We start from the raw sequence: 17008 nt of genomic DNA on the forward strand, positions 1-17008 counted from the left end.
GCACCTTGTCGTGCGGCCGACCGGGCAGGCGGAACAGCGGTTCACCGTCGGCATTGGCCCGCGCGTAGGGCGCCAGGGTCTCGGTGCCCAGGCTCAGCATCTCGTAGCGTTCGGGGTTGAGCTGCAGAGGCTGCGAGGCGTGGTGGTAGGCCAGCAGCAGGTCGCAGGAACCTTCGGTGAGCTGCATCACGGCGTCGTGCACGTTCATGCCGACCAGGCGGCTCTTGAACGCGCCGAAGCGCTGGCGCAGTTCCATCACCCAGTGCGGGAAGAAAGTGAACGCCAGCGAGTGCGGCACCGCGAACTCGATCATGTCCTGGCTCGACGTCTGGTGGCCCCGCATCAGGTTGCGCGCCGCCTGCAGGCAGCCCAGGATCTCCAGCGCCTGCGGCAGCAGCGTCTGGCCGGCGGAGGTGAGGCGGGTGGGGTAGGACGAACGGTCGACCAGGTCGATCCCGGCCCAGGCTTCGAGCGCCTGGATGCGACGCGAGAACGCTGGTTGCGTCACATGCCGCAGCTGGGCCGAACGCGAGAAGCTGCGCGTCTCGGCCAGGCTGACGAAGTCTTCGAGCCATTTGGTTTCCACGCTGCCAGTGTAGCGATGCTGGCCCCGTCACGGCATCGGGGACACCATGTGGTTTCGCACTGGATTGGAATGCGCTGAACGATCTGTTTTTTCAATTTCGAATTAGTGGTAATCCCTTATTTCGTGAGTAACATCAACGTTCTGCATGTTTCGGATTGACCGATCACCATCCCATGAAGCCTGCTCCTTCTGAATTTCCGGCCGCACCGCCGAACACCACCTTGCAGATGCGCCACCCCGCGACGGGCAAGAGCCTGCTGGTGTCGACGGGCTACGCTTGGCAGGTGCTGCTGCTGGGGCCGATCGAGCTGGTCCGGCGCCGCGACTGGCGCCTGGTCGCCGTCAGCGTCCTGCTGCCGGTCCTGGGCCAGATCCTGCTGGCGCCATGGGCCAATCGCGCCTATCTGCAGTTGCTGCTGCGCCGGGGTTTCCGTGCGGTCAGCACCACGCCGGGGCACGTCAGCCAGATCGAGTGGCAACTCGGCATGCAGCTGCCGCGCTACACCGGCCGCAGCAGCAAGTCCGCGGACTGATCAGCGGTCGGCCGCCCGCTCTGCTGCAAGCGCCACATCCGCGCATAGATCCCGTCGTGCGCCAGCAGTTCCGCGTGGCTGCCCTGCTCGGCGATGCGGCCGTGCTGCAGCACGACGATGCGGTACGCATCGACCACCGTGCTCAGCCGGTGCGCGATGACCAGCGCCGTCTTGCCTTTCGCGGCACTCGCCAGCTCCGTCTGGATGGCCCGCTCGTTGGCCGAGTCCAGTGCCGAGGTGGCTTCGTCGAAGATCAGGATCGGCGGGTTCTTCAGCAGCGTCCGTGCGATGGCCACGCGCTGTTTCTCGCCGCCTGACAGCTTCAATCCCCGTTCGCCGACCATCGTGTCGTAGCCCTTGGGCTGTGCGGCGATGAAGTCGTGGATGTGCGCGGCGCGGGCGGCGGCCTCGATCTGCGCCTGGGTCGAACCTGGTCGGCCGTAGCCGATGTTGTAGCCGATGGTGTCGTTGAAGAGCACCGTGTCCTGCGGCACGATGCCGATGGCGCGGCGCACGCTGTCCTGCGTCACGTCGCGCAGGTCCTGGCCGTCGATGGTGATGCGGCCGCCGCCGTGGCCTGGGGTTGTCGTGTCCACGTCGTAGAAGCGGTACAGCAGCCGGGCCAGCGTGCTCTTGCCCGAGCCGGACGGGCCGACCACCGCGACCGTCTGCCCGCCCGGGATCTCGAAGCTCACGTCGTGCAGGATCGGCCGATCGGCGTGGTAGGCGAAGTTCACGGCTTCGAAGCGCACGGTGGCGTGTTCGATCGCCAGCGGCTGTGCGCCGGGCCGGTCGGCGATCTCGCGTTCGCGCTCCATCAGGCGGAACATCTTGTCCAGGTCGGTCAGGCTCTGCTTGATCTCGCGGTAGAGCACGCCCAGGAAGTTCAGCGGGATGTAGAGCTGGATCAGCAGTGCGTTGACCATCACCAGGTCGCCCAGCGTCAGCCGGTGCTCGACCACGCCGGCGGTGGCGCGCCAGAGCATCGCCACCAGGCTGGCGGCGATCACGAACTGCTGGCCGGCGTTGAGCAGCGACAGCGTGCCCTGTGACTTGATCTGCGCGCGGCGGTAGGCGTCCAGGCCCTCGTCGTAGCGGCGTGACTCGAAGTCCTCGTTGTTGAAGTACTTGACGGTCTCGTAGTTCAGCAGCGCGTCGATGGCACGGCTGTGGGCCTTCGAGTCCAGCTCGTTCATCTCACGGCGGAACTGGGTGCGCCACTCGGTGAGGCTGATGGTCAGCGTGCCGTAGGCGACCAGTGCGGCCAGCGTGATCCACACGAAGCCCATGTCGAAGCGGCTGCCCAGCAGCGTCAGCACCAGCGTCAGCTCGACCAGCGTCGGCACGATGGTGTAGAGCGAGTAGCTCACCAGCGACTGCAGCGCCCGCGTGCCGCGCTCGATGTCGCGGGTCATGCCGCCGGTCTGGCGGTCGAGGTGGAAACGCAGGCTCAGCGCGTGCAGGTGCCGGAAGGTCTCCAGCGCGATGCGCCGCGCGGCGCCGTGGGTGGCCTTGGCGAAGACGAGTTCGCGCAGCTCGGTGAAGACCGTCGTCGAGAGCCGCAGCCCGGCATAGGCCAGCAGCAAGCCGAGCGGCACGACGATCAGTGCCCGCGGATCGCCGATCGGGATCGACAGCCTGTCCACCAGTTGCTTCAGCAGCAGCGGCACGCCGACATTGGCCGACTTGGCTGCGACGACGAACACCAGGGCCAGCACCATGCGGACGCGGTACTCCCACAGGTAGGGGCCGAGGCGCTTCAGCGTGCTCCAGTCGCTGCGGGGCATGCCGGCGGGGTCGGCCGGAGCGGGTTCGATCGAGGAAGGTCGGCGCATCGTGGGCGGGGTTCGGGACGGGTGGTGGGCTTGATGAAAGAATGGCGCCTGTGACCGAGACGATCGAGGGGCCATCCATGAGTGTGAACGAAGCGAACAACCCGCGTTTTTCAGGCCCGCCGCCTGTGCATGGCGGCGATCCCGGCTCGCACCAGCGCGAATTGGTCCTGCGGATGATGCCGATGCCGTCTGACGCCAATGGCAACGGCGACATCTTCGGTGGCTGGATCATGGCGCAGGTCGACATTGCCGGTGCGGTCCTGCCGGCGCGCATCGCCCGGGGCCGCATCACCACGGTGGCGGTCAACCAGTTCATTTTCAAGCAGGCCGTGTCGGTGAGCGACCTGCTGAGCTTCTATGCCACGGTCGAGCGCATCGGCAACACCTCGGTGACCGTGCACGTCGAGGTCTACGCCGAGCGCAACCCGGCCGACCCGCAGACGGTCAAGGTGACGGAGGCCAACCTGACCTACGTCGCCATCGACCGCAACGGCCGGCCGCGGCCGATCGGGCCGGCACCGGCACCGGCTCCCGTCACGGGCGCATGAGCGGCTGGTAGTCCGCGGCGATCTGCAGGGCGAGCGCTTCGCCCCAGCGCTGGTAGAGCTGTGGACCGGGGTGGAAGCCGTCGCTGGCCATCAGTTCGCGCACATCGTCGCGGGCGGGGTCGTACGGCAACTCGAGATAGGCCCGCGTGCCCGAGTCGGCGGTCCACTGCACCAGGGCCGCGTCCAGGGCCTGTGCCGAGCGGCCCAGCACCCAGCGCAGCGGCTGCGGCAGCAGCGGAAACAGGTGCATCGGTGGCACGGCCGTGGCCACGATCTGGTGCACGCCGGCCAGGTCACGCGCGCAGGCTTCGAGCGCGTCGAGGTGTGCCGTCCAGCGCCGCGGGCTGGTCTGGCTGACGGTGTCGTTCACGCCGAGTGCCATCACCATCACGTCGGCCGGCGGCAACCTGCCCCGCGCTGCCAGCTCGCGCAGCGCCGAGACCGCGTCCGCCGTGGTCCAGCCGGTGCGCGCGACGAGCTGCCAGGCGATCGGCGCCTTGAGCCGCCGTGTCAGCGCCTGGCTCAGCCGGCCGGCGAGGGCTTCGCTCTGCGTCGCGGCCCCGACTCCCGCCCCCGACGAGTCGCCCACGATCAGCACCCGCAGCCGGGGCATCGCGCCGCTGTGGCGGTCCATGCCGGCCAGACCGAGGCGCGGACCGCTGGCTTCCGGCAGGCGAGGGGCTTCCCGGCGCACCTGCCGGCCCTGCCAGAGCAGCAGGGGTGACAGGGCTACTTTGGCGGCGGTGAAGGTGGGCATCGGCAGGTTGTCGCGCTCGGGCGGCGCGTCCGTGGGCAGTCGGGTGGGTGTTCAGGTGAACGACGAAAAATCGGGCTTGCGCTTCTGGAAGAAGGCCTGGAAGGCTTCCTGCGCCTCGGGGCTGCGCAGCCGCTCGGAGAAGATCGCCGCCTCGCTGGCGATGACGGCCCGCACCTGTTCGCGCTGCGGTGCGCGCATCAGCCGCTTGCTGTCGCGCACGGCGCCCGGCGGCAGCGTGTTGAAGCGCTCGGCGACACGGCGGGCATGGTTGACCACCTCGCCGGTCGGCAGCACGGCGTTGGCCAGGCCGCACTCCACCGCATCCGCCCCGGTGAACGGATCACCCAGCAGCAGCTTCTCGGCCGCCTTGGCATGGCCCACCAGCTGCGACACCAGCAGGCTGGAGCCATATTCCGGCACGAGGCCCAGCCCGACGAAGGGCATCGCCAGCCGCGCCTCGTCGCTCACGTAGACAAAATCGCAGTGCAGCAGCATGGTCGTGCCGATGCCGATCGCTGCGCCCGTGACCGCAGCGATCACCGGCTTCTCGCACTCCAGCAGCGCCAGCATGAACTGAAAGACCGGCGAGTCCATGCCCTGCGGCGGGCGCTGCATGAAGTCCTCCAGGTCGTTGCCCGAGGTGAATACGCCCGGCTGCCCGGTGATCAGGATCGCGCGCACCGCACCATCCGCCTGTGCGGCATGCAGCGCGTCGGCCATGGCGGTGTACATGGCCATGGTCAGCGCGTTCTTCTTCTCGGGGCGGGCGATCTCGATGGTGGCCACGCCGTTGAAGGTGGCGGTCTTGATGCTGGTGCTCATGGGGTCTCCTCGGGCAACTGTGGATGGTAAATGCGCCGTCGTGGTCAATCACGACGGCTTGTTGCGTGTGAAACAAAAAAGCCGCCGCACCGGACGGTGGGCGGCTGGATTCAGCAGGGTGATCCCGGCGACATCCGGCGACGCTCAGACGCGCTCGAAGATCCCGGCCGCGCCTTGTCCTGTGCCGACGCACATCGTCAGCATGCCGTACTGCAGGTCGTGCCGGCGCAGCGCATGCACGATGGTGGCGGCCCGGATCGCGCCGGTCGCGCCCAGCGGGTGGCCCAGGGCGATGGCGCCGCCCATGCGGTTGACCTTGCTCGGATCGAGTCCCACGGTGTTGATCACGGCCAGCGCCTGCGCGGCGAACGCCTCGTTCAGTTCGATCCAGTCCATCTGGTCCAGCGTCAGCCCGGCGTTGCGCAGCGCGGCCGGGATCGCCTCGATCGGGCCGATGCCCATGATCTCCGGTGGCACGCCCCGGCTGGCGTAGCTGACGAAGCGCGCCAGCGGCTTCAGGTCGAACTGGCGCACCGCCTTTTCGCTCGCCAGGATCAGCGCGCCCGCGCCGTCGCTGGTCTGCGAGCTGTTACCCGCGGTGACACTGCCCTTGGCGGCAAAGACCGTCTTGAGCTTGGCCAGGCCTTCGAGCGAGGTGTCGGCACGCGGGCCTTCGTCGAGCCGCACGGTGCGACTGCGGGTCGAGATCTCGCCCGTGTTCAGGTCCGGCGTGCGCTCGGTGACCTCGACCGGCGTGATCTCGTCGGTGAACTCGCCGGCGGCCTGCGCGGCCAGCGCCTTCTGGTGCGAGGCGAGCGCGAAGGCATCCTGCGCCTCGCGGCTGACCTTCCACTGGTTCGCCACCTTCTCCGCGGTCAGGCCCATGCCGTAGGCGATGCCGACGTTCTCGTCCTTGTCGAAGATGCTCGGGTTGAAGCTCGGCGAGTTGCCGCTCATCGGCACCATGCTCATGCTCTCGGCGCCGCCCGCGATCATCACGTCGGCCTCGCCCACGCGGATGCGGTCGGCGGCCATCTGGATCGCGCTCAGGCCGGAGGCGCAGAAGCGGTTGACGGTGATGCCGCCCACCGAGTTCGGCAACCCTGCTAGCAGCGCGCCGACGCGGGCCATGTTCAAGCCTTGCGGGCCTTCCGGCATCGCGCAGCCGATGATGGCGTCCTCGATGGCCTTCGGGTCCAGCGTCGGCACCTGGGCCAGCGCGCCCCGCAGCGCGGCGACCAGCAGGTCATCCGGGCGGGTGTTGCGGAAGAAGCCGCGGTGCGAACGGCCGATCGGGGTGCGGCTGGCGGCGACGATGTAGGCGTCTTGCAGTTGTTTGCTCATGGAATGGCTCCGTTCAGTTCCGCACCGGCTTGCCGGTCTGCAGCATGCCCATGATGCGTTCCTGGGACTTGGGGTGTTCGAGCAGCGCGCAGAAGTGCTTGCGTTCCAGCGCCATCAGGTACTCCTCGGTGACGAGGGTGCCCGCGTCCACCTCGCCGCCGCAGACCACGTCGGCGATCCGGCTGGCGATGTGGAAATCGTGGGCGCTGATGAAGCCGCCGTCGCGCATCGCCACGAGGCTCGCCTTGATGGTGGCGATCGCGCTGCGCCCGGCGACCGGGAACAGCGCCTTGGCCGGGGCGCGGTAGCCGGCGTTGGCCAGCGCCTTGGCCTGGCTGATCGCGACGTGCAGCAGCTCGTCCTTGTTCGGCACGATGATGTCGCTGTCCAGCAGGTAGCCGAGCTTGCGCGACTCGATGGCGCTGGTGCCCACCGTCGCCATGGCTGCGGCCTGGAAACCGTCCTTGACGAAGGCGAGCAGGTCGCTGCCCGGCACGCTCGCTGCCCGTTCGGCAGCCCGGCGTGCGATGTAGGCCAGTCCGCCGCCGCCCGGCACCAGCCCGACGCCGACCTCGACCAGCCCGACATAGCTCTCCATCGCCGCGACCCGCTGTGCCGAGTAGACCGCCAGCTCGCAGCCGCCGCCCAGCGCCATGCCGCGCACCGCCGCGATCACCGGCACGCTGGCGTAGCGCACGCGCAGCATCATGTCCTGCAGCTTCTTTTCCTCGGGCGCGATGCCCTTGGCGCCGAGCTTCATGAACACCGGCATCAGCGATTCGAGGTTCGCGCCCGCCGAGAACACGTCGTCCGGCGACCAGATCACCAGGCCCTGGTACCCCGCCTCGGCCAGCTCGACCGCCTTCAGCAGCCCCTCGGTCACGGTCGGGCTGATCAGGTGCAGCTTGGCGGTGATGCTGGCGATCAGCACCTCGCCGTCCAGCGTCCAGACGCGCACCTCCTCGTTGCGGAACACCTCGGTGCCGCTCTTGAGCGGATCGACCGCGCCACCGCCGACGAGGCTCTCGGGGAAATGCTGGCGCTGGTAGACGGGCAGCGACGAGCGCGGCACGTAGGCACCAGCGGCGGCAGACCACGAGCCTTCCGGCGTGTGAACCCCCGTGCGGCCGTCGAACACCCAGGCGGGCAGCGGCGCGTTGCACAGCGCCTTGCCGGCGTCGATGTCCTCCTGCACCCATTTGGCAACCTGCTGCCAGCCGGCTTCCTGCCACAGCTCGAACGGCCCTTGCTTCGCGCCGAAGCCCCAGCGCATCGCGAAGTCCACTTCACGCGCCGAGTCGGCGATCGTCGCCAGATGCACCGCAGCGTAGTGGAACCCGTCGCGCAGGATCGCCCACAGGAACTGCGCCTGCGGGTTGCTGGATTCGCGCAGCAGCTTCAGGCGTTCGGCGGCGGGCTTCTTCAGGATGCGGTCGATGATCGGATCGGCCTTGCCCCCCGAAGGCACGTACTCGCCCTTGGCCGCGTCGAGGCGCAGGATGTCGCGGCCGACCTTCTTGTAGAACCCCGCGCCAACCTTCTGCCCCAGCGCCCCCTTGGCGATCAGCGCCGACAGCACCGGCGGCGTCGCGTAGCTGGCATAGAACGGGTCGCTGCCGTCGCTGAGGTTGTCCTGCAGCGTCTTGATGACGTGGGCCATCGTGTCCAGCCCGACCACGTCCGCGGTGCGGAAGGTGCCGGAGCTGGCGCGGCCGAACTTCTTGCCTGTCAGGTCATCGACCAGATCGACGCTCAGGCCGAACTGGTCCGCCTCGTGCATCGTCGCCAGCATGCCGGCGATGCCGACGCGGTTGGCGATGAAGTTCGGCGTGTCCTTGGCGCGCACGACGCCCTTGCCGACGGTCGAGGTGACGAAGGTTTCGAGCTGGTCGAGGTAACGCGCCTCGGTGCTTGGGGTCGGGATCAGCTCCACCAGGTACATGTACCGCGGCGGGTTGAAGAAGTGGATGCCGCAGAAACGCGGCTTCAGCGCTTCGGGCAGGCCGTCCGACAGCGTCGTGATCGACAGGCCGGAGGTGTTCGAGGCGAGGATCGCGTGCGGTGCGATGAAGGGCGCGATCTTCGCGTAGAGGTCGTGCTTCCAGTCCATGCGCTCGGCGATGGCCTCGATCACGAGGTCGCAGTCCTGCAGCAGGTCCAGGTGCTCCTCGTAGTTCGCGGCGCGGATGCGGGCGGCGTCCTCGCTCACGCCGAGCGGCGCCGGCTTGAGCTTCTTGAGGTTGTCGATGGCCTTCTGCGCGATGGCGCTCTTCGGGCCTTCCTTGGCGGGCAGGTCGAACAGGATGACCGGCACCTTGACGTTGACCAGATGCGCGGCGATCTGCGCGCCCATCACGCCGGCGCCGAGCACGGCGACCTGGCGGACATTGAAACGGCTCATGGGGACTTCCTTCGGGGTTCGGGGTCTTGTCTGTTATTCGACGCGGATCCAGGTCTGCGTGCGGCCCAGCATCGGCACGCCGATGTAGCCGCGCAGTTCCATCTGCCTGCCGCCCTCGACCGGCTTCATGCGGACCTTGTAGGTCTTGCCGTTGTTGGGGTCGAGGATCTCGCCGCCGTCCCACAGCGTCTTGTCGTCGAGGCTGGCCCGCACGCCCTTGATGATGGTCATGCCGAGGATGGGCTGGTCCTTGCGCTCGTCGCTGCACTTCTCGCAGCGGGCGTCCTGCTTGGCCGGGTCAAAGACCTTCTCGACCTTGGCGGAGAAGGTGCCCGCGGTGTCGGTGATGCGCACCAGCGACTTCTCGGTCTTGCCGTCGTCGTCGATGGTTTTCCACAGGCCGGCGGGCGTGGACTGCGCGGCGGCAGCGAGCGAGGCGCCGGCCAGCGTGAGGGCGATCAGGGTGGTTCTCATGGCGGGTTCCTTTCCTGCAGGGTCAGAACATCGACTCGTCCATCGCCATCAGCGGCGCGAGGCCGGCGCGGGCGGTACGGATCAGCGACGCCGTTTCCGGCAGCAGCTTGGCGAAGTAGAAGCGGGCGGTGTGCAGCTTGGCGACGTAGAACGGGTCCGGGCTGGCACCTTGCTCCTTCAGCCGGTCCAGCGCAATCATGGCCATGCGCGCCCAGAGGTAGGCGAACACCAGGTGCCCGACCACGCGCAGGTAATCGACCGCCGCCGCGCCCACCTCGTCCGGGTTGCCGAACGCCTTCATGCCCAGCTCGGTCGTCAGCTTGGTCACCTTGTCGCCGAGGTCGGCCAGCGGGTTGACGAACTCCTGCATGTCGTCGCGCAGTCCGGCGTCCTCGACGAATTCGGCCACCTTCCGGCCAAACGCCTTGAGCTTCTTGCCGTTGTCGGCGAGCACCTTGCGGCCCAGCAGGTCGAGCGACTGGATGGTGTTCGTGCCCTCGTAGATCATGTTGATGCGGGCATCGCGCACGTACTGCTCCATGCCCCATTCGCGGATGTAGCCGTGGCCGCCGAAGACCTGCATGCAGTGCGAGGTGGCGATCCAGCCGTTGTCGGTCAGGAAGGCCTTGATGATCGGCGTCAGCAGCGCGACTTCATCAGCGGACGACTGGCGCACGGCCTCGTCCGGGTGGCTGATCTCCTGGTCGAGCATCAGCGCCGTGTGGACGCACAGCGCGCGGCCCGCTTCGGCGTAGGCGCGGGCGGTCAGCAGCATCTTGCGCACATCGGGGTGCACGATGATGGGATCGGCGGCCTTCTCCGGGGCTTTCGGGCCGGACAGGGCGCGCATCTGCAGGCGGTCCTTGGCGTAGGCGACGGCGTTCTGGTAGGCCACTTCGGTCAGGCCGAGCGACTGCATGCCGACGCCCAGGCGGGCCGCGTTCATCATCACGAACATCGCGGCCAGGCCCTTGTTCGGCTGGCCGACCAGCGTGCCCACCGCGTCTTCGAGCACCAGTTGCGCGGTCGCGTTGCTGGTGATGCCCATCTTGTGTTCGAGGCCGGCGCAGAAGATGCCGTTGCGTCCGCCGAGCGAGCCGTCCGCGTTGACGTGGAACTTGGGCACCAGGAACAGCGAGATGCCTTTCGAGCCGCTCGGGGCGTCCGGCAGGCGGGCCAGCACGAGGTGAATGATGTTGTCCACCATGTCGTGCTCGCCGGCGGAGATGAAGATCTTGGCGCCGTTGATCTTGTACGTGCCATCGCCCAGCGGTTCCGCCTTGGTGCGCAGCAGGCCGAGATCGGTGCCGCAGTGCGGCTCGGTCAGGCACATCGTCCCGGTCCACTCGCCGCTGCTCAGCTTGGGCAGGTAGGTGGCCTTCTGCTCGGGCGTGCCGTGGGCGTGCAGGCTTTCATAGGCGCCGTGCGACAGGCCCGGGTACATCGTCCACGCCTGGTTGGCGCTGTTGAGCATCTCGTAGATGCACTGGTTCACCACATGCGGCAGGCCCTGGCCGCCGTAGGCCGGGTCGCAGCTCAGCGCCGCCCATCCGCCTGCGACGTACTGCGCATAGGCTTCCTTGTAGCCCTTGGGCGTGCGCACCTCGTGGGTCGCCTTGTCGAGCGTGCAGCCTTCCTCGTCGCCGCTGCGGTTGAGCGGGAACACCACCTGCGCGGCGAACTTGCCACCTTCTTCCAGGATGGCGTTGACCGTGTCGACATCGACCTCGGCGTGGACAGGCATGTCCTTGAAGGTCTCGGTGACCTGCACGAGTTCGTGCAGGACAAATTGCAGGTCGCGCAAGGGCGGGTTGTACTGGGGCATGTCGGTCTCCTCGACGAAGGCGGTGATCGGGGTGAATCAGAACGTCAGCAAGCGCAAGGCCGGCACCCAAGGCGGGCTGCCAGGCACTCGAAAGATCAACTGGGCAGTGCCCGGTAGCGGGCCAGCACATTCAGGAACCCCTGTTCGGCCCGCTGGACCGAACCCGGGGTGCGCAGGAAGCGGGCATCGTGGTGCAGCGCCAGCACCAGCCCGTGCAGCTCGAACAGCATCTGGCGCGCATCGGTGTCGGCGCGCAAGTGGCCTTCTTCCCGCGCCATGGTGATGGCGCGGTGCAGGCCGGTGTGCCAAGTGCGCACCATGTCGGCCAGCGCATCGCGGACCGGGCCGGGCCGGTCATCGAACTCGACGGCGCCGCTGATGTAGATGCAACCCGAGTCGATCTCGATGCTGACCCGCGCCAGCCAGCGGCGAAACATCGCCTCCAGCCGAGGCAAGCCGCGCGGCTCGCGCAGCGAGGGGTAGAACACCTCTTCCTCGAAGCGCGCGTGGTACTCGCGGATGACCGACATCTGCAGTTCCTCGCGGGAACCGAAGTGCGCGAAGACGCCGGACTTGCTCATGCCGGTGATGTCGGCCAGTGTGCCGATCGACAGCCCCTCCAGCCCCTTCTGCGACGCCAGGCTCAGGGCTGCGTCCAGGATCGAGGCGCGTGTCTGCTGGCCCTTGTGGGCCGCACGTGCGCCGGATCGGGCAGGCCGGGTGACGGCGAGTGGAGTAGAGGTCACGGTGTGGAATAAAACGAACGACCGTTCTATTCTGATCGAAGAAACCCGAAGAGCCACTGCGGACGACCCTCGTTTGCCTAGAGTCAAAACTCTAGTCTGGTTCGCATGGGCATCCTCGCACGGTCTGCTCTATGCTCACGCGAGGATCTTGCCATGGACGTGCTGCAACTCGATATTTCGGGTCGCCCTCAGGCCTGGATTACACCCCGGGAGGCGGCCAACCTCTATGTCTGCGATGAGGTCGCGTGGACAGTGGGCGAGCCATGCCTGGTGCTGCGTGGCGGCATCCAGCGGATCAGCGGCCTGCAGTCGCGGCTGGAACTGCATCCGATCATCGCCGTGCGCGGCACCGTGCCGACACGGGCCTGGCGCCAGGTGCCTGCACTGACCAATCCCAAGCTGTTCGCCCGCGACCGCCATCTCTGTGCCTATTGCGGCCAGTACGGTCATGACGACCACCTGACCCGCGAGCACATCGTCCCGACGTCGCGTGGCGGAGAGGACTCGTGGATGAACTGCATCACCGCCTGCCGCGGCTGCAACGGCCGCAAGGGCAATCGGCTGGTGCAGGAATGCGGCATGGAATTGCTTTACCTTCCGTACATACCCAGCCTGCATGAAGACATGATCCTCAAGGGGCGGCGCATCGTCATGGACCAGATGGAATTTCTGCTCGCCGGTGTGCCCCGCCACAGCCGGTTGCATGGCTGAACAGACCAACGACTCTGAATACGCACAGGTTCCACCATGAAAGCACTCTTCATCACCACCGTGGCCGCCGCTGCACTCCTGCTCGGCGCCTGCAGCACCACCAGCCCGGACGTGATCCGCCCAGGTGACGCACAGCGTCTCTCCACCGTGCAGGACGCGGTGGTCCTCAATGTGCGTCCCGTCGTCGTGGAGGGGCAGCAGCAGGGCATCGGCGGCAGCTCGGGTGCCGTCGTCGGGGGCATCGCCGGCAGCACGGTGGGTGGGCGGCGCGAGGGGATGGTGGTCGGCGTGCTCGGCGCGGTGGCGGGCGCGGTCATCGGCAACTCGATCGAGCGTTTCGGCACGCGCGAGGAAGCGGTCGAGATCCTGCTGCAACTGCCCAGCGGCGAGCGCCGCGCGCTGGTGCAGGCCAAGGGCAACGAAACCTTCGTGCCTGGTGAGGCGGTGATCCTGGTCTCGACCGGTGGCAAGACGCGCGTGATGAAGGCCGTGACGCCGGGCAATGCCGCCGTCCCCGCCACCATGCCGGCACGCTGACGCTGCGGTGCGGGCCTGGTCGCGGTCGCCCGCCTCCTGTTCTGTCAGTGCGGTTGCTCCGCATGCAGGCGCTTGTGGATGCGCCGGGTCGTGGTCCAGACGGCCCACAGCACCAGCGGAATCATCGCTCCGGCGAACAGGTCCGGGTTCACTGGAACACCCGCAACCTTGGCCGCCTTCGCTCCGTAGTACAGCAGGCTCATCACGTAGTACGAGATTGCCGCGATCGACAGCCCTTCCACCGTCGATTGCAGCTTGAGCTGAAGCTCCTGCCCGCGCGTGAGCTGGGCCAGAAGCTGCTGGTTCTGCGTCTCGGTGGCGATGTCCACCCGCGTGCGCAGCAGGCCGCCGGCGCGCTCGATGCGCTGGGAGAGCGCCGCCAGTCGCTGTGCGGTGGCGGCCACCGTCGCGATGGCGGGCGTCAGCCGGCGCTGCATGAACTCGCCGATCCCCTGCGTGCCGGAGATGGGCTTCTCGCGCAGCTCGGCGATGCGCTGGCCGACGATGGCGTGGTAGGCCTGCGTGGCGGAGAAGCGGTACTGGTGGACCGCGGTGGCGCGCTCGACCTTGGCGGCCAGCGCCACCAGCGTGTCGAGCAGTTCCTGGTCGGTGGCCTGCTTGTTCTCCAGCCGGGCGGTGATGTCAGCCAGCGCCGCTTCGGCCTCACCCAGCATCGGCGCCAGCGACTTGGCCGCCGGCAGGCCGCGCAGCGCCATCAGGCGGTAGGTCTCCAGCTCCAGCAGGCGCTGCGAGATGCGGCCGGCGCGTGTCTCGGTGGTGCTGGCCGGCGCGATGACCAGCATGTGCTCGAAGCCGCTGTCGCGCAGCCGGAAGGTCGTCACCGCGATCGAATGGCCGAAGGTGCCCATGATCGAGGCCACCACGCTGCGCCCGCCCAGCCACTGCTGGCCCAGGCGCGCGGCGGCGGGTGCGTTCGAGATGTCGCCGACCACCATCGCCAGCTTGATGGCCGCCACGGTGCGGCCCGGGATGGTGCGCAGCCAGTCCGCATCGACCGTCAGGGTGTCCAGCGCGGGCGACTCGGAGGCGTCCAGGCCGGCGCCTTCGGGCAGCGCCTGCACGATCGAGTAGCGGGTGAACTCGCTGTGGCGCTCCCACTTGAGGGTGCAGTTGCCCAGGCGGATGCGCAGGAAGCTGTTGCTCAGTTCGGCCAGCCGCAGGCCGTCCTGGCCGGGCAGGCGCTTCAGGTGCGCCCACTCGTCTTCCCGGCGCACGCCCTCGTTCAGCACGGCGACATAGACCACCAGTGCCGGCAGCCGGATGCGCGCCGTTGGCCGTGCATGGACCTCGTTGTGCAGGATTGCGCGGAGATCATCGTCCGGGGGCAGGGCGGTTCGGGCGTCGGGCAGGGTGTTCATGGGCATGTCATGCGAAGAGCACGGAGGAGCAGGCCGGGAGCAGCCCCAGAAGATTAGCGGTTTCTCTGCGACGCCCCTCTTGAAAGCGCCGGGTCCGTTCCTATAATCAGTTCTGTTAGCACTCGCCATGGGTGAGTGCTAGTCACCCACCCACTGAATTTGCTCTGTATCTAGGAGATGCAATGAAACTTCGTCCTCTGCACGACCGCGTCATCGTCAAGCGTCTGGAACAAGAAACCAAGACTGCCTCGGGCATCGTGATCCCCGACAACGCCGCAGAGAAGCCCGATCAGGGTGAAGTGCTGGCCGTCGGCCCGGGCAAGCGCAACGACAAGGGCGACTTCATCGCCCTGAACGTGGCGGTCGGCGATCGCGTGCTGTTCGGCAAGTACAGCGGCCAGTCGGTCAAGGTCGATGGCGACGAACTGCTCGTGATGCGCGAAGAAGACCTCTTCGCCGTCGTCGGCAAGTAATCCCGTCCCTTCATTCATTCAAGATTCCGGAGTCAGAACATGGCAGCTAAAGACGTTATTTTTGGTGCAGATGCCCGTCACCGCATGGTTGAAGGCGTGAACATCCTGGCCAATGCGGTCAAGGTCACGCTGGGCCCCAAGGGTCGCAACGTCGTTCTGGAGCGCTCGTTCGGCGCCCCGACCGTGACCAAGGACGGTGTGTCGGTCGCCAAGGAAGTCGAACTGAAGGACAAGCTGCAGAACATGGGCGCGCAGATGGTCAAGGAAGTCGCTTCCAAGACCTCCGACAACGCCGGTGATGGCACCACCACCGCCACCGTGCTGGCGCAAGCCATCGTGCGCGAAGGCATGAAGTACGTGGCCGCCGGCATGAACCCGATGGACCTGAAGCGCGGCATCGACAAGGCGGTCACCGCCCTGGTCGCCCAGCTGAAGGCTGCCTCGAAGGCCACCACGACGACCAAGGAAATCAGCCAGGTCGGCTCGATCTCCGCCAACAGCGACTCGTCGATCGGCGAGATCATCGCCAAGGCGATGGACAAGGTCGGCAAGGAAGGCGTCATCACCGTCGAAGACGGCAAGTCGCTGGACAACGAACTCGACATCGTCGAGGGCATGCAGTTCGACCGCGGCTACCTGTCGCCGTACTTCATCAACAACCCGGAAAAGCAGTCGGCGATCCTGGACAACCCCTTCGTGCTGCTGTACGACAAGAAGGTATCCAACATCCGTGACCTGCTGCCGACGCTGGAGCAGGTCGCCAAGGCCGGCCGCCCGCTGTTGATCGTCGCTGAAGACGTGGACGGCGAAGCGCTGGCCACGCTGGTGGTGAACACCATCCGCGGCATCCTGAAGGTTGTCGCTGTCAAGGCACCGGGCTTCGGCGACCGCCGCAAGGCCATGCTGGAAGACATCGCCATCCTGACGGGCGGCAAGGTCATCGCCGAAGAAGTCGGCATGTCGCTGGACAAGGTCACGCTGGCTGACCTCGGCCAGGCCAAGCGCGTCGAAGTGGGCAAGGAAAACACCATCATCATCGATGGTGCCGGTACCGCCGACATCATCGAAGCGCGCGTCAAGCAGATCCGCATCCAGATCGAAGAAGCGTCGAGCGACTACGACCGCGAGAAGCTGCAAGAGCGCGTGGCCAAGCTGGCTGGTGGCGTTGCCGTCATCAAGGTCGGTGCTGCCACCGAAGTCGAGATGAAGGAAAAGAAGGCCCGTGTCGAAGACGCGCTGCACGCGACCCGTGCCGCCGTCGAAGAAGGCATCGTGGCGGGTGGCGGCGTGGCCCTGCTGCGTGCGCGTCAAGCTGCTGGCGTCATCGCTGGCGACAACGCGGACCAGGACGCCGGCATCAAGCTGGTCCTGAAGGCCATCGAAGCCCCGCTGCGCGAAATCGTGGCCAACGCCGGTGGCGAGCCGAGCGTGGTCGTGAACGCCATCCTGGCCGGTTCGGGCAACTACGGCTTCAATGCCGCCAACGACACCTATGGCGACATGATCGACATGGGCATCCTGGACCCGACGAAGGTCACCCGCACCGCGCTGCAGAACGCCGCGTCGGTCGCCTCGCTGATGCTGACCACCGAGTGCATGATCGCCGAAGCGCCGAAGGAAGAGTCCGGCGCCGGTGGCATGCCTGGCGGCATGGGTGGCATGGGCGGCATGGGCGGCATGGACATGTAATGTCCGCTGCCTGAGCAACGCTCAGCGCACAACGAAAAGGGCCGCAGCGATGCGGCCCTTTTTTTCTGGGCGGGGTGACACATCTTGTTGGCGGCATGCCGGAAGTGACGTTTTTTGTCAGCATCGGGCGGATCGAGCACCATTTCTCGTCGCTTGCAGCAGGCAACAGAGGATGAATCGGGCAGTTCCTGTGTGGTTCGAGGCTGGCACGGACCCTGCACAGTACAAGCATCTTTACCCACCTATGGCAGGAAGCAACATGAAGCGAGTTCAACAAGGTTTCACGCTGATCGAACTGATGATCGTCGTGGCCATCATCGGCATCTTGGCCGCCGTGGCGCTGCCGGC

Annotated in this window: 17 protein-coding genes; 7 read left to right on the forward strand and 10 right to left on the reverse strand. The window is 67.1% G+C overall.

Annotated elements, in window-relative coordinates:
• Positions 1-586: LysR family transcriptional regulator (locus AB3X43_RS17545; protein WP_369431157.1), on the reverse strand; the 586-nt coding region annotated here is incomplete at its 3' end.
• A 173-nt stretch (positions 587-759) separates the two neighbouring features.
• Between AB3X43_RS17545 and AB3X43_RS17550 the strand changes: the two genes are divergently transcribed.
• On the forward strand, positions 760-1119 hold the full coding sequence (locus AB3X43_RS17550) for a hypothetical protein (RefSeq protein ID WP_369431159.1): 360 nt from the start codon (positions 760-762) through the stop codon (positions 1117-1119).
• Here the strand turns inward: AB3X43_RS17550 and AB3X43_RS17555 are convergent.
• Positions 1086-2954: an ABCB family ABC transporter ATP-binding protein/permease gene (locus AB3X43_RS17555; protein ID WP_369431160.1), complete on the reverse strand. Its 1869-nt coding sequence runs from the start codon at positions 2952-2954 to the stop codon at positions 1086-1088. The genes AB3X43_RS17550 and AB3X43_RS17555 overlap by 34 nt on opposite strands.
• Before the next feature lie 173 nt (positions 2955-3127).
• Here AB3X43_RS17555 and AB3X43_RS17560 point away from each other — a divergent pair, with 173 nt between their 5' ends.
• On the forward strand, positions 3128-3502 hold the full coding sequence (locus AB3X43_RS17560) for an acyl-CoA thioesterase (protein ID WP_369431172.1): 375 nt from the start codon (positions 3128-3130) through the stop codon (positions 3500-3502).
• Here the strand turns inward: AB3X43_RS17560 and AB3X43_RS17565 are convergent.
• From AB3X43_RS17565 to AB3X43_RS17595, 7 genes are all read right to left on the reverse strand, one after another.
• Positions 3489-4259: an SGNH/GDSL hydrolase family protein gene (locus tag AB3X43_RS17565; RefSeq protein WP_369431161.1), complete on the reverse strand. Its 771-nt coding sequence runs from the start codon at positions 4257-4259 to the stop codon at positions 3489-3491. The two genes, AB3X43_RS17560 and AB3X43_RS17565, sit on opposite strands and share 14 nt — an antisense overlap.
• A gap of 51 nt (positions 4260-4310) precedes the next feature.
• Positions 4311-5081: an enoyl-CoA hydratase gene (locus AB3X43_RS17570; RefSeq protein ID WP_369431162.1), complete on the reverse strand. Its 771-nt coding sequence runs from the start codon at positions 5079-5081 to the stop codon at positions 4311-4313.
• A gap of 144 nt (positions 5082-5225) precedes the next feature.
• Complete coding sequence (locus AB3X43_RS17575; RefSeq protein WP_369431163.1) at positions 5226-6425, reverse strand: acetyl-CoA C-acyltransferase; 1200 nt, start codon at positions 6423-6425, stop codon at positions 5226-5228.
• Positions 6426-6438: 13 nt separating this feature from the next.
• Entirely contained in the window at positions 6439-8826 is a 2388-nt protein-coding gene (locus AB3X43_RS17580; RefSeq protein ID WP_369431164.1) for a 3-hydroxyacyl-CoA dehydrogenase/enoyl-CoA hydratase family protein, read from the reverse strand.
• A 33-nt stretch (positions 8827-8859) separates the two neighbouring features.
• The gene (locus tag AB3X43_RS17585; protein ID WP_369431165.1) at positions 8860-9300 is read right to left on the reverse strand and encodes a DUF2147 domain-containing protein; all 441 of its coding nucleotides are present in this window, start codon (positions 9298-9300) and stop codon (positions 8860-8862) included.
• A 22-nt stretch (positions 9301-9322) separates the two neighbouring features.
• On the reverse strand, positions 9323-11125 hold the full coding sequence (locus tag AB3X43_RS17590) for an acyl-CoA dehydrogenase C-terminal domain-containing protein (protein ID WP_369431166.1): 1803 nt from the start codon (positions 11123-11125) through the stop codon (positions 9323-9325).
• A 95-nt stretch (positions 11126-11220) separates the two neighbouring features.
• Positions 11221-11871, reverse strand: a complete 651-nt coding sequence (locus tag AB3X43_RS17595; RefSeq protein ID WP_369431167.1) for a TetR/AcrR family transcriptional regulator — start codon at positions 11869-11871, stop codon at positions 11221-11223.
• Between the two features lie 153 nt (positions 11872-12024).
• On the opposite strand from AB3X43_RS17595, the gene AB3X43_RS17600 reads away from it, so the two are divergent.
• Positions 12025-12582, forward strand: a complete 558-nt coding sequence (locus AB3X43_RS17600) for an HNH endonuclease (protein ID WP_369431168.1) — start codon at positions 12025-12027, stop codon at positions 12580-12582.
• Positions 12583-12618: 36 nt separating this feature from the next.
• The gene (locus AB3X43_RS17605; RefSeq protein WP_369431169.1) at positions 12619-13119 is read left to right on the forward strand and encodes an outer membrane lipoprotein; all 501 of its coding nucleotides are present in this window, start codon (positions 12619-12621) and stop codon (positions 13117-13119) included.
• Between the two features lie 44 nt (positions 13120-13163).
• On the opposite strand, the gene AB3X43_RS17610 is transcribed toward AB3X43_RS17605, so the two are convergent.
• Positions 13164-14498, reverse strand: a complete 1335-nt coding sequence (locus AB3X43_RS17610; protein WP_369431170.1) for a DUF3422 family protein — start codon at positions 14496-14498, stop codon at positions 13164-13166.
• A gap of 182 nt (positions 14499-14680) precedes the next feature.
• Here AB3X43_RS17610 and groES point away from each other — a divergent pair, with 182 nt between their 5' ends.
• The 3 genes from groES to AB3X43_RS17625 all read left to right on the forward strand — a co-directional run.
• Positions 14681-14971, forward strand: coding sequence for a co-chaperone GroES (gene groES / locus AB3X43_RS17615; RefSeq protein WP_179634064.1), 291 nt, complete (start codon positions 14681-14683; stop codon positions 14969-14971).
• Positions 14972-15010: 39 nt separating this feature from the next.
• Positions 15011-16660 (forward strand): chaperonin GroEL, encoded by a 1650-nt coding sequence (gene groL, locus AB3X43_RS17620; RefSeq protein WP_369431171.1) that lies wholly within the window; start codon positions 15011-15013, stop codon positions 16658-16660.
• Positions 16661-16919: 259 nt separating this feature from the next.
• Positions 16920-17008, forward strand: an 89-nt coding sequence (locus tag AB3X43_RS17625; protein ID WP_369431173.1) for a pilin, incomplete at its 3' end; no start/stop codon positions are given.

It is taken from the genome of Sphaerotilus sp. (assembly GCF_041083715.1).
Taxonomy (GTDB): domain Bacteria; phylum Pseudomonadota; class Gammaproteobacteria; order Burkholderiales; family Burkholderiaceae_C; genus Sphaerotilus.

Coding starts and splice junctions, on each gene's coding strand:
- AB3X43_RS17605 (WP_369431169.1), top strand. CDS start 12,619: ATGAAAGCACTCTTCATCACCACCGTGGCCGCCGCTGCACTCCTGCTC.
- AB3X43_RS17590 (WP_369431166.1), bottom strand. CDS start 11,125: ATGCCCCAGTACAACCCGCCCTTGCGCGACCTGCAATTTGTCCTGCAC.
- AB3X43_RS17575 (WP_369431163.1), bottom strand. CDS start 6,425: ATGAGCAAACAACTGCAAGACGCCTACATCGTCGCCGCCAGCCGCACC.
- groES (WP_179634064.1), top strand. CDS start 14,681: ATGAAACTTCGTCCTCTGCACGACCGCGTCATCGTCAAGCGTCTGGAA.
- AB3X43_RS17560 (WP_369431172.1), top strand. CDS start 3,128: ATGATGCCGATGCCGTCTGACGCCAATGGCAACGGCGACATCTTCGGT.
- AB3X43_RS17600 (WP_369431168.1), top strand. CDS start 12,025: ATGGACGTGCTGCAACTCGATATTTCGGGTCGCCCTCAGGCCTGGATT.
- AB3X43_RS17555 (WP_369431160.1), bottom strand. CDS start 2,954: ATGCGCCGACCTTCCTCGATCGAACCCGCTCCGGCCGACCCCGCCGGC.
- AB3X43_RS17610 (WP_369431170.1), bottom strand. CDS start 14,498: ATGAACACCCTGCCCGACGCCCGAACCGCCCTGCCCCCGGACGATGAT.
- groL (WP_369431171.1), top strand. CDS start 15,011: ATGGCAGCTAAAGACGTTATTTTTGGTGCAGATGCCCGTCACCGCATG.
- AB3X43_RS17570 (WP_369431162.1), bottom strand. CDS start 5,081: ATGAGCACCAGCATCAAGACCGCCACCTTCAACGGCGTGGCCACCATC.
- AB3X43_RS17550 (WP_369431159.1), top strand. CDS start 760: ATGAAGCCTGCTCCTTCTGAATTTCCGGCCGCACCGCCGAACACCACC.
- AB3X43_RS17580 (WP_369431164.1), bottom strand. CDS start 8,826: ATGAGCCGTTTCAATGTCCGCCAGGTCGCCGTGCTCGGCGCCGGCGTG.
- AB3X43_RS17565 (WP_369431161.1), bottom strand. CDS start 4,259: ATGCCCACCTTCACCGCCGCCAAAGTAGCCCTGTCACCCCTGCTGCTC.
- AB3X43_RS17585 (WP_369431165.1), bottom strand. CDS start 9,300: ATGAGAACCACCCTGATCGCCCTCACGCTGGCCGGCGCCTCGCTCGCT.